This is a genomic window from Cytobacillus sp., assembly GCF_964223445.1.
Lineage (GTDB): Bacteria > Bacillota > Bacilli > Bacillales > Cytobacillaceae > Cytobacillus.
In genome coordinates this window covers 1-10303 of the sequence record NZ_CAXQGS010000142.1, presented here as the reverse complement: position 1 = coordinate 10303, position 10303 = coordinate 1, and the positions used below count along the sequence as shown (strand labels likewise).

Genomic DNA, 10303 nt, shown 5'->3' with positions numbered 1-10303 from the left:
ACTTAAATATCGCGATTGTCCTCAGGGACTTTAATCTTGGAATGAAATATATTCTAAAGCACAAGTTATTATCTTCCTTGCTTGTTGGTTTCTTCGTTTTCGGAGCGGTAAACGGCGGGTTTTCCATAATGCCAATTTTTATGCTGAAATATAAGCTGGAGCCGCACGCCTATGAGGAATATTCAGTCCTGCTTGGAATAACCTTTGGGATTGGCGTTCTGATTGGCAGCTTTGCTGCCTCTTTGCTTACTCAAAAATTCAAACTTTATCAGCTGATCATTGCCGGATTATTGTTATCCGGAAGTTTCATCATTGCTGCCTCTTTTGCAGAAAACACGTTCATTTTCCTTTCTTTATTATTTGCTGCAGCAGTTGGACTTCCTTTAGTGAACATTGCCATTGGCGGCTGGATGCCTAGCATTGTTGATCCGAAGATGATGGGAAGGGTACAGGGATGGATAAGCCCGCTGATGATGCTTTCCCAATCCTTAACACTCGGATTTATTGCTGTCAGCTTTCCTGGACTCCTCAAAGTAGAAATGCTTTATTGGATGGTAGGCGGCTGTTTAGCACTTGTTGGTGTTTTTTACAGCCTTGTCCTTCCAAGATTGACGAAAAAGTCAGAAAAAAGCAGTGAAGCACATTCTTTGGAACAAACTGGTGCAGTATAATGTAATAAAAGACTAAAAGTCCCTAATATAGGGGCTTTTTATGTATGAAAAAAATTTAAAAATAAATATGAACGTTTTCATCTCTTGAGCGTCTTATGAGTGAAATAAATAGTTAACAATGGGATGATAGTGAAGAGAGGAAAGAAGCTGATGGAGGAGAAAGACCTTTTAATAAGCGCTAAACGAGGAGATCAGCTCGCTTTTGCCATGCTTTTTAAAAATAACTATCCCTTTCTGGTTAAATACTTAATTAAAATTACTATGAATCCTGATGCAGCTGAAGAGCTTGCCCAGGAAACAATGGCCAAATGTGTTGAAAAAATCGGCCTGTTCAATGGCAAATCGAAATTTTCTTCCTGGCTGATTTCCATTGCCACGAATTTGTATATTGATCAGAAGCGAAAATCGAAAAGAGAGAGGAACTGGAAAGAAGAGGAAGAAGTATCCAGACGAATGAAATGGCATCTTGAAAGCCGAAATGAAGAATGGAATGATGCCTTATCGGCTTTGGGAAAATTAAAAGACGGGATAAGGATACCTATCGTTCTTAAACATTATTATGGCTACTCATATGAGGAAATAGGAGAAATGATGAAGATATCTTCAGGCACTGTCAAGTCAAGAGTGCACAATGGAATCATGTCTGTAAGAGAGGAGTTGAAGCTTCATGGCGAACAGGAAAGTACTGCAGCTCGAACAAGATCATCAAGATGAGAATTTTCTGGCTGCTGTAAAGAAGATAGAAGACGGATTGGAATCGCTGGAAGAAAATGTCCCGGTTTATACACCTGATCTGCAATTTTTTGAACACTTAGTTGCAGAGCAAAAACAGTCGATGAAAAGGGAATTGATCAAGGACTTAGCTATCTTCACTGTTGCAGCACTCTTCATTGTAACTTCTGTATTATTCATGCTGTATCAGGTTCCAGCTGCTTTTTTTATTCTGCAGGGAATTGTTACTGTTTTTATTATGGCTTATAGTACAGTCAGCATTGTTAAGCAGGTGAATGGCACATGAGCAGCGAAGAAATTTCCCTCCCTTTGCTGATTGCTGTGGGGATCATCTTAATTGCACAGAGTACCTTCCTATTCCTGGATGCTAGAAAGCACGGCCACAATTATTGGCTATGGGGAATTATTGGTTTAATTCAGGCACCAATGCCGACGCTGTTTTACTTGATTTTCGTCAGAAAAATTTGGCAGAAAAAAGAATAATTGAGGGATGGAAGGATGAAAAAGTTAAAACAGATGCTGCTGCTTACAGCCACAGGAGGCCAGCTGCTTGGAATCGCCATGCTATTCATCAATATTAAGGCAGCGATTATGTTTTATATCTTATATGCTTTAATGATTTTTGCGATATTTATTGTGCTGTTAGCTGAGAGAAAAAAAGAAAAAGAGGAGGAAGAAAAAAATGATTATCGTGACTACTGATGTGGTACCTGGGAAAGAGATTAAAGAAATTAAAGGTTTTGTAAGAGGAAGTACAGTACAGACAAAACATATAGGAAAAGATATTCTAGCAGGGTTGAAAACAATTGTAGGCGGAGAAATTGGCGAATATACTGAAATGATGGATGAAGCAAGACAGAAGGCCATAGGCAGAATGGTTGAAGATGCAAAGGCAAAAGGGGCCAATGCAATTATTGGAATGCGGCTGCAGACTTCAGCTGTTATGCAGAATGCCGCAGAGATTATTGCATACGGAACCGCAGCTATTATTGAAGAATAACAGGAAAGAAACCAGCTGATGAATAGCTGGTTTTTTTTGTGTTTTGATAGATATGACAGGTTTTTCAATGTGATTAATAGGGAAAGTTTTGCAGGAGGATATTTGGCAGAAAATACTTGAAAAGAAACTAGTGAATTTTTTGTGATATTAAAAGCAATTTACGCTGAAATCCTTTACAATAGAGTGAAACTTCTTTATAAAACAACACAATGAAAATGACACATGAATGTGGATTGGAGTTTATATGCTATATTACCGTACGTATGTGAAAGATGAATCATTGCCATGGGTTACTTTTGTTCATGGTGCAGGAGGCAGCTCTGCAATTTGGTATAAACAAATGAAAGAGTACAAGAAGCATTTCAATGTTTTGCTGGTAGATTTGCGCGGACATGGTCAATCTGGAAGAGGCACCTGGGAAGAAGGGGATCATTTTTCAGAAGTATCTCATGAAATCGTTGAGGTGCTCGATCATCTCCATATCACCGAGTCCCACTTTGTAGGAATCTCACTGGGGACAATAGTGATTCAGACAATTGCACAGGATCACCCGGAAAGAGTGGCTTCCATGATTTTGGGCGGAGCCATTACAGAATTGAACTGTCGTACAAGATTTTTGATAGCCATTGCCAATTTGACTAAGTATATGCTGCCATATATGCTTCTTTATCAGCTTTTTGCCTGGATCATCATGCCAAAAAGAAATCATCTTGAATCAAGACATGCCTTTGTAAGACAGGCGGCAAAAATGTGCCAAAAAGAATTCATCAACTGGCTGTCCTTAACAAAGTCAGTCAATCCATACCTTGGAAAGATCCAGTCAACCATTTCCCACATTCCTACCCTTTTTATCATGGGGCAGGAAGACCATCTGTTTATTAAGTCTGTAAAGATCATTGCCCAGAAGGCAAAAACAGCTACAGTTAAAGTCATTACAGGTGCAGGACATGTATGCAACATTGATAAACCTGATGCCTTTAACCAGATAACCATCGATTTCATCAGGAGGCAAAAAAGAAGATTGGCTTCATAAAGGATCCCAGAGGATCCTTTTTTAGATGAGCTGATGACAGAAAATTTTTAAGAATAGGAAAAAAGCGGATTGACTTTTGTTGTAAGCGGTGATAATCTTACCAATATGGAAAAAAATGAAAAGGAGGGTTACAAAATGATCTTAGTTCATCATCATCAAAAAACAACTCAAAAAAGGAAATCTGTAACCTCTCCTTTAAAGCATATAAAAATGTAAACAGGATCTGCCTGTACATTTTATTTTGAAGGAGCCCGGGTTACATATTGTGACGTGGGCTCTTTTGTCTATTTAGACATATCGCATGCCGCGGTATGTCTTTTTTTGTCCGATTAAAGCTGAAATAGGAATTGCAGGCATAGCCTGTTTCCATATATTTACGCTTTTATAAGCGGCTGTTTCGGCAGCAATTACGAAAAAAGGAGGATAATTTTATGAATGCACTAAGAGTGAAAAGAAAGACAATACTGCCTGAGGATCTGGATGGAGGCTAGTTATGGATTGCTGATGTTTATGTATGAAGGCTCGTGATTAAAACTTGAGCTTCATGCGGGAAAGGAGAGAGAGCGTTGTTCTCGATTTTAGGAAAATTAAGCTGGTTTTTTAAAGAAAACTGGAAAAGGTACACACTTGCCATTACTCTGCTGATCATTGTCGGAATCTTTGATGTAATGCCTCCAAGGCTTGTAGGAATGGCAATTGATGATATCCATCTGGGTAAAATGAGCAGTGCTAAAATAATGGAATACCTTGGCTTATTGGCAATCATTACAATCGTGTCCTATGCAATAACTTATATCTGGATGTATCAGCTCTTCGGAGGGGCATTTTTGGTAGAAAGGAAACTGCGTTCACAGTTTATGGGACACCTATTGAAAATGACCCCAACATTTTTTGAGAAAAACCGCACCGGTGATTTAATGGCCAGGGCTACAAACGATTTAAAGGCTATTTCGGTTACTGCCGGATTCGGAATATTGACACTGGTGGATTCCAGCGTATTTATGCTGACGATATTATTTACAATGGGATTTCTGGTTAGCTGGAAACTAACTTTTGCAGCAATATTGCCACTGCCTATCATGGCTTATCTGATAAAAATTTACGGGAAGAAAATTCATACACGATTTATGAGCGCTCAGGATGCCTTCGGAGAACTCAATGACCGGGTTCTTGAATCCGTTTCAGGAGTTCGGGTGGTGCGGGCTTATGTGCAGGAAAGAGCAGATCAGCAGCGGTTCCATGAACTCACTGAAGATGTTTATAACAAAAACATTGAAGTGGCCAAAATTGATTCACTTTTTGAGCCAACCATAAAAGTGATTGTGGGTTTAAGCTATCTTATAGGACTGGGATACGGTGCTTATCTTGTTTTCCATCAAGCGATCACTCTGGGCCAGCTCGTGTCATTTAATGTGTATTTGGGCATGCTGATTTGGCCGATGTTTGCTATCGGAGAATTAATTAATGTTATGCAAAGGGGAAATGCGTCCCTCGATCGGGTACAGGAAACATTGTCCGCTAAGCAGGATATTAAGAATCCTGAAAACCCGTCTATCGTTGAAACCCCTGCAAGTGTTACCTTTAATGATGTTCATTTCCAATATCCTTCCTCAAAAACAGCCAACCTCCAAGGGATTAAGCTGCATATCGAACGCGGGGAAACGCTGGGGATTGTAGGAAAAACAGGAAGCGGGAAGACCACTTTTATAAAGCAGCTATTAAGAGAATATCCATCAGGCACCGGGAAGCTTGCAATTGCAGATGTTCCGATTGAAGAACAGGAGCTTGAAAGAACGAGGGGATGGATCGGTTATGTTCCACAGGATCATGTTCTTTTCTCCAGAACTGTCCGGGAAAACATCCTTTTTGGAAAAGAGGAAGCGACTGAAGAAGATATGCAAAAAGCAATTGATTTGGCAGCTTTTCGCAAAGACCTTGAACTGCTGCCTGAAGGGCTTGAAACTCTTGTCGGTGAAAAGGGTGTGGCCTTATCAGGAGGTCAAAAACAGCGGATTTCCATTGCACGTGCACTAGTGAAGGATCCGGAAATTCTGATACTTGATGACTCACTTTCAGCCGTTGATGCAAAAACGGAAAAAAAGATCATTGATAATATTCGGACTGAGCGCAAGGGTAAAACGACAATTATTACAACACACAGGATGTCGGCTGTCCAACACGCCGAGCATATTATTGTCCTTGATGAAGGCAGAATCGCTGAAGAAGGCACTCATGAAGACTTAATGGCTGCAGATGGGTGGTACAAGGAACAGTTTTTGAGGCAGCAAACTCAAGTCTCTGAGGAAGAGGAGGTGCTTTCATGACCACGGGGAAACGTTTAATTCGGTATGCACTTCATTATAAAAAAACAATTATTGCCGCACTGCTGATGCTTACGATAGCTGTAGCAGCAGATCTGGCGGGTCCATTCATAGCTAAGAAAATGATCGATGACCATATCCTTGGGATTGAATCTGTTTGGTATCAGACAGAAGGCGGAGAAAATGCTGTTAAATATGATGGACATTTCTACCAAAAAGAGCAAAACCTTGATCAGGATGAGCAGAAAATAGATCATGCCCGCATCCTGCAGGCTGGAAGCCAATTCATTTTTATCAGCGGTGACATTGCTTTTGATGGAGAGCGAACCTTTAAAGATGGCAAACTGATTATTGAAAAAAGCGGCAAGACTGAAACATATGCTGGTAAGGAATTGACTGGTGAAGAATTGATGCTTTTTTATTCACCTGAGATTCCTAAGATCGTAAAGCTTTTGGCCTTTTACTTTGGATTGCTGGTTATCGCTGCATTTTTTCAGTACGGCCAGCGGTTTTATCTGCAGAAGTCGGCAAATAGGATCATTCAGCATATGAGAGAGGATGTCTTCGGGCAGATTCAAAGACTGCCAATCAGTTACTTTGACAATCTGCCGGCAGGCAAAGTGGTTGCCCGTATAACTAATGATACAGAAGCCATACGTGAGCTTTATGTGACAGTACTGGCAACCTTTTTTACAAGTGCCATATATATTTCAGGTATTTATATCGCTTTATTTATTTTAGATGCCAAGCTTGCTGCAATCTGTTTAATCCTCCTCCCGATTTTATATGTATGGGCGATTGTGTACCGTAAGTATGCATCGAAATACAATCATGTAATCCGTTCCAGGGTGAGTGATATCAATGGCATGGTGAACGAATCGATTCAGGGAATGAACATCATCCAGGCGTTTGGCCGCGAAAAAGATACACAAAAGGATTTTGAAAAGCTGAATACAGAGCATTTTACCTTCCAGAATAAACTTTTGAGCCTGAATTCACTGACCTCACATAATTTAGTGGGGGTACTGAGAAACATGGTCTTTGTTTCCTTTATCTGGTATTTTGGTGGAGAATCGCTAAATGCATCATCTGTCATTTCACTCGGGATGCTTTATGCATTTGTAGACTACATTAACCGCCTGTTTCAGCCGGTGCAGGGTATTGTTAATCAGTTGGCCAATCTGGAGCAGGCTCTTGTTGCAGGTGAAAGAGTCTTCAAATTGCTTGATGAAAAGGGCATTGATATTAGTGATAATAAAATATCCCGCTATAAAGGGGATGTGACATTCGATCATGTACACTTTGGCTATAAAGAGAAGGAATATGTCCTGAAGGATTTAAATTTTGAAGCAAAGCACGGAGAGACAGTTGCGCTGGTTGGCCATACCGGATCAGGGAAAAGCTCAATCATGAATCTTCTCTTCCGTTTTTATGATTGCCAGGAAGGCAAAATTATGGTCGACGGAAGGGATATAAAACAAATTCCAAGGCAGGAACTTCGCAAACATATGGGCATCGTCCTGCAGGATCCTTTTTTGTTCACAGGGACCATTGCTTCCAATGTCAGTCTTGATGACACCGAAATAACGCGTGATAAAGTGGAGAAAGCTCTGAAGGATGTAGGAGCTGATAAGATTTTTCAGCATCTTGAAAAAGGTTTCGATGAGCCGGTTATCGAGAAGGGAAGCACGCTTTCCAGCGGGCAGAGGCAGCTTATTTCCTTTGCGCGCGCACTAGCTTTTGACCCGGCCATCCTGATCCTCGATGAAGCAACATCAAGTATCGATACGGAGACAGAATTGATTATCCAGGAAGCCATGGATGTGCTGAAAAAAGGGAGAACCACTTTTATTATCGCCCATCGGCTGTCGACGATCCGAAATGCTGATCAAATCCTCGTTTTGGATAGAGGTAAAATAGTTGAAAAAGGAAACCATGATGAATTAATGGATCAAAAAGGTAAATATTATCAAATGTATCAGCTCCAGCAAGGATCAACACTTGCAGGATAGCAGGGAAGCGCCGGATGGCGCTTTCTTTTTTCGGTTTTTTTTAAATTGATATATGATGAGTATATCCACGAAAAAATTAAATTTATCCTCGGATTCTTCATTTTATCCCGCAAGTGACATAAACATTTTGTTCAATTAATTTTCACTTTTCGGACACAAAATAGTACCCGGCAAAGAATTTCTGTTCAGTCATTTCATGGTATTTTGATATTATCAAACATTTGGAGGAGATCAAATGGAGGAATTTTCTATTACTTTGGTGATTGCAAGTATTATGGTGCTTGGATACTTCATAGGATATACAATTGTAAAAGCATAGCTGCCGGCTTTAGCGCCCGGCAGTTTTTTTATTCCATTTTTTATCATTAATTTTAAAAATAAGGGAAAAGAATAAATATGGATCATAGTGATTATTTAAGGAGGTATGAAATTTGGCTGATTTCAGAATTGAAAAGGATACACTTGGCGAAGTGAAGGTGCCTGCGGATAAATATTGGGGAGCCCAGACGCAGCGGAGCAAGGATAATTTCAAAATAGGCATTGAAAAAATGCCGATGGAAGTGATTTATGCTTTTGCTAAGGTAAAACGTTCAGCTGCAGTAGTCAACAATAAACTCGGGAAACTGTCTGATGATAAAAAGGATGCCATCACAAGGGCTTGTGATGAAGTTCTTGATCATAAGTTTGACAGTCATTTTCCTCTGGCTGTCTGGCAGACAGGGAGTGGCACACAAACAAATATGAATGTAAATGAGGTTGTCGCTAAAAAGGCAAATGACTTGCTGACCGAGAAGGGACTGCAAGAGATTAAAGTTCATCCGAATGATGATGTCAATATGTCTCAAAGCTCGAATGATACATTTCCGACTGCAATGCATATCGCAGCCTATACAGAGGTGGAGAAGAAACTGCTTCCATCATTGAAGGAATTAATAAAGACGGTCAAATTGAAAGAGGAGGCTTTTAAAACAATCGTGAAAATAGGCAGGACCCATTTACAGGATGCAACTCCCCTTACATTGGGCCAGGAGATCAGCGGCTGGCGTGCCATGCTTGAAAAGAATGTAAAAATGCTGACGGATGCAAAGCAATATCTGCTTGAATTAGCAATTGGCGGTACTGCAGTCGGTACTGGCATTAATGCAGATAAGTCATTTGGATCTGAAATGGCAAACGAAATATCCAGACTTACTGGCTATTCATTCCGATCATCTGAAAATAAATTTCAAGCCCTGACCAGCCATAATGAAATTGTTCATGTTCATGGCACATTGAAGGGTCTTGCGGCAGATTTAATGAAAATTGCCAATGATGTCCGCTGGCTCGCAAGCGGGCCACGCAGCGGAATTGGGGAATTATCGATACCTGCAAATGAACCTGGCAGTTCAATCATGCCAGGCAAAGTAAATCCGACACAGAGTGAAGCCCTTACGATGGTGGTTTGCCAGGTTTTTGGAAATGATGCCTCAATTGGATTCTCTGCCAGTCAGGGAAATTTCGAATTGAATGTGTTCAAGCCTGTTATTATCTATAATCTTCTTCAAAGCATCAGAATCCTTGCAGATGGCATGGCCTCTTTCAATGAAAATTGCATGATGGGACTGGAAGCTAATAAAGAAGTGATTAATGGCCATGTTGAGAGGTCACTAATGCTTGTAACCGCACTTAATCCGCATATAGGCTATGAAAAAGCAGCGGAAATAGCCAAACTCGCCTTCAGGGAGAATACAACCTTGAAAGAAGCAGCATTAAAAACAGGGTATATTACTGAAGAACAATATGAGAATTGGGTTGTTCCCGAAAAAATGATTTAATATAAATGGCCCTCCTTTCAAGTAGGAGGGCCAAGCCATATTTATTCAATTGTTATATTGCTTTATTAAAAAGAACCGCCGCCAAGCTGTTGTTCAGCCATTTGTACAAGGCGTTTTGTGATTTCTCCGCCAACAGATCCGTTAGCGCGGGAAGTTGTTTCTGCTCCAAGGTTTACACCAAATTCAGTAGCGATTTCGTACTTCATTTGATCAAGTGCCTGTGCTACTCCTGGTACTAGTAATTGGTTTGAGGAATTGCTTCTGCTAGATGATTGGTTGTTCATGTGATTTCCTCCTCGTAAAATAAGTGTTGGTTTTTTGGTTGGGTTAGCTGGAATTGCACCAGCTCAAGGATTTTATCCTGCTCCACTGCCTGGCGTAACCCATCGTTTTTTTAGTGCGGGTGCTTGATGCCGCTGTGTTTACTCTCTATTATGTTTGATTTATAAGAGTTTATTCTTTTGAGAAAACGGGAATTTTTTCCTGAAGGGACTTACTGATTAGGAGTTTTACATAACACTGCTTAAACAAACAAACCATATGAAATATCACCTAAGTTAACGAAAGGGAGAGGATTGAAAATGGCCATATGCCCTGTCTGCAACGGGTTTGAGAAACTGGAAGCAACATGCAGCTCCTGTGGAAGCAGTATGGAGGACAGTGGAAGATTAATGGATTTTTACGATGATTCCAGTGCCTATATGCCGATCGATCAGATGA

11 protein-coding genes are annotated in these 10303 nt (G+C 40.4%); 10 read left to right on the top strand and 1 reads right to left on the bottom strand.

The features are described from left to right. From ACEQ1T_RS24525 to fumC, 10 genes are all read left to right on the top strand, one after another. A partial coding sequence (locus ACEQ1T_RS24525; protein ID WP_370225169.1) for an MFS transporter occupies window positions 1-671 on the top strand: 671 nt, incomplete at its 5' end. Between the two features lie 150 nt (window positions 672-821). Then, window positions 822-1385, top strand: coding sequence for an RNA polymerase sigma factor SigY (gene sigY, locus ACEQ1T_RS24520; RefSeq protein ID WP_370225168.1), 564 nt, complete (start codon window positions 822-824; stop codon window positions 1383-1385). Next, the gene (locus ACEQ1T_RS24515; RefSeq protein WP_370225167.1) at window positions 1339-1689 is read left to right on the top strand and encodes a YxlC family protein; all 351 of its coding nucleotides are present in this window, start codon (window positions 1339-1341) and stop codon (window positions 1687-1689) included. The genes sigY and ACEQ1T_RS24515 overlap by 47 nt, the downstream gene beginning before the upstream one ends. Continuing rightward, window positions 1686-1886, top strand: coding sequence for a sigma-Y antisigma factor component (locus ACEQ1T_RS24510; protein ID WP_206834940.1), 201 nt, complete (start codon window positions 1686-1688; stop codon window positions 1884-1886). The genes ACEQ1T_RS24515 and ACEQ1T_RS24510 overlap by 4 nt, the downstream gene beginning before the upstream one ends. A gap of 15 nt (window positions 1887-1901) precedes the next feature. After that, entirely contained in the window at window positions 1902-2105 is a 204-nt protein-coding gene (locus ACEQ1T_RS24505) for a hypothetical protein (RefSeq protein ID WP_206834941.1), read from the top strand. Next, window positions 2086-2403 carry a YbjQ family protein gene (locus tag ACEQ1T_RS24500; protein ID WP_206834944.1) on the top strand — a complete coding sequence of 106 codons (318 nt, stop codon included), beginning with the start codon at window positions 2086-2088 and terminating at the stop codon, window positions 2401-2403. The genes ACEQ1T_RS24505 and ACEQ1T_RS24500 overlap by 20 nt, the downstream gene beginning before the upstream one ends. 244 nt (window positions 2404-2647) lie before the next feature. Beyond that, on the top strand, window positions 2648-3436 hold the full coding sequence (locus ACEQ1T_RS24495) for an alpha/beta fold hydrolase (RefSeq protein WP_206834947.1): 789 nt from the start codon (window positions 2648-2650) through the stop codon (window positions 3434-3436). A gap of 566 nt (window positions 3437-4002) precedes the next feature. Then, on the top strand, window positions 4003-5760 hold the full coding sequence (locus tag ACEQ1T_RS24490) for an ABC transporter ATP-binding protein (RefSeq protein WP_370225164.1): 1758 nt from the start codon (window positions 4003-4005) through the stop codon (window positions 5758-5760). After that, entirely contained in the window at window positions 5757-7769 is a 2013-nt protein-coding gene (locus ACEQ1T_RS24485; RefSeq protein ID WP_370225162.1) for an ABC transporter ATP-binding protein, read from the top strand. Before ACEQ1T_RS24490 ends, ACEQ1T_RS24485 begins: the two co-directional genes overlap by 4 nt. 431 nt (window positions 7770-8200) lie before the next feature. Next, complete coding sequence (gene fumC / locus ACEQ1T_RS24480; RefSeq protein ID WP_370225160.1) at window positions 8201-9583, top strand: class II fumarate hydratase; 1383 nt, start codon at window positions 8201-8203, stop codon at window positions 9581-9583. 65 nt (window positions 9584-9648) lie between these two features. Here the strand turns inward: fumC and ACEQ1T_RS24475 are convergent, their stop codons facing one another. After that, the gene (locus tag ACEQ1T_RS24475) at window positions 9649-9867 is read right to left on the bottom strand and encodes an alpha/beta-type small acid-soluble spore protein (RefSeq protein WP_035326833.1); all 219 of its coding nucleotides are present in this window, start codon (window positions 9865-9867) and stop codon (window positions 9649-9651) included. Window positions 9868-10303 lie beyond the last annotated feature (436 nt).